Below are 1,745 nucleotides of genomic sequence, written 5' to 3'. Positions count from 1 at the left end.
CCAACCTTGAATTCTTGGCGAGTTTCTCTGGGGACCCGCTCGGGAAACGTATTACCACGGCCTCGACAAGGCTCTGGCGGATCACGGGGGGATCATGACCCATCTCATCGTATGCTGCGATGGTACCTGGAATACTCCGGAGATCGAGTCGGTCACCAATGTCTGCCGGCTTTATAACGCCCTCACCGAGACGAGCGTGGACGGCGACCGCCAATTGGCCTACTACCAGCCCGGCGTGGGCACTCTGCGCAACAGCCTGCTGGGAGGAGCTGTCGGGCTTGGCCTGTCCGACAATGTGATGGACGCCTACCTCTGGCTGACCATGCGATACGCCCCGGGAGATCGCATCTCACTGTTCGGATTCAGCCGCGGCGCCTACACAGCCCGAAGCCTCGCCGGGATGATATCAGCGTGCGGGCTAATCGACACCACCAAGGTGGACGAGGCAAAACTCTGGCCTCAGATCAAAGACCTGTACAACCGCGGTTACCGGCAAAAGAAGCACGACCCCCTAGGTCGTGAATGGCGGAACGGGCTCACCTTCCGCTGGGACCCCGACGATTACGACCAGATCCCCATACATTTCATCGGGGTGTGGGACACCGTCGGCGCGCTCGGTATTCCGGCCTACATGGGCTGGCTCAGCCTTCTGGACCCATTGCATCGGCACGACTTTCACGACATGCGGCTCAACCCGTATATCAAGCACGGTCGCCACGCCGTGGCCATGGACGAGCGCCGCAGTCCCTATACGCCCGCGCTGTGGTCGGAGCCGTACGGGACCGAACAGGTCGTCAAGCAGGTGTGGTTCCCCGGCAGCCACATGGACGTCGGTGGTGGTCATCTTCAGCGGGGGTTGAGCGACTGCTCACTGCGGTGGATGATCGACGAAGCACGCGAGGCGGTCGGTATCGGTCTCTACAAGACGACCGTGGAAGACCAGATCACTCCCAATCCGCTCGACGTTCTGCACGACGACGACCATGGCGTGGTCGGCGTGCTCGAGCCCTTGGTCGACCCGCAGCTCAAGCCGGTGCTCGAGATCTTCGAGCAGCCGCGGCCGCGTGCCGTGCCCAGAATCGACCCGGACGCGACGATCCCGCTGATTCACCAGTCGGTATACCACCGGTACCAGAATCCACCCATCACGAGCGGGCCCTACCGGGCTACCCAGGTGCTTGCTCCTGGTCAGAGCAGGACGGTCGAGGTGTTCGCCCACGAGCCGTGGAATGAGACAGGGCTCTACCTCGACGTCGGCGACTATCGCTTCACGGCTGAGGGCCAGTGGCGCGACGCCGGCATCCTGTCCGATCCCGCCGGTACCACGGGCCTGCGCCGCTTCAACCCCTTGGTCGAGAGGCTCCGGCTCGTGGGCACGCTGCTGGGCCAGGGCGAGAAGCTGTTCCGGCTGGTGACGGGGAACAAGATGGCGGACTTCATCGGCTCGCGCCGGGAGGAGGACATGCCGTGGATGTCGCTTGTCGGCGTCGTCGCCAACGATGCGATATCCGTCGACGGTGAGTTCAAGGCCCACGAGCGCATCGCCGTCGGCGCCGGCACCTCCTGCCGGGTGACCAGGAGCGGGTATCTGTACGCCTTCGCCAACGACGCCTGGGGTTTCTACGGGAACAACCGAGGCAGCGTGCACCTCACCGTGACCAGAATGCCTGTCGAGGAGCAGCCAACCGTTCCCACTCGCAGCAGGCGAGAACGTGGTCAACAGCAAGCCGTACCCGCCGGTAAAG

At 63.6% G+C, this 1,745-nt stretch carries 1 protein-coding gene; it reads left to right on the top strand.

Annotated features, from left to right (window positions below; translation table 11 throughout):
• Positions 1-94: 94 nt before the first annotated feature.
• On the top strand, positions 95-1,745 hold a 1,651-nt coding region (locus ABGB08_RS54460; protein WP_347608446.1), incomplete at its 3' end, for a DUF2235 domain-containing protein.

This window comes from Acrocarpospora sp. B8E8 (assembly GCF_039871605.1).
Taxonomy (GTDB): Bacteria; Actinomycetota; Actinomycetes; order Streptosporangiales; family Streptosporangiaceae; genus Acrocarpospora; species Acrocarpospora macrocephala.
Note: the sequence above shows the minus strand (reverse complement) of the source record. Positions and strands in the feature narration are given on the sequence as shown.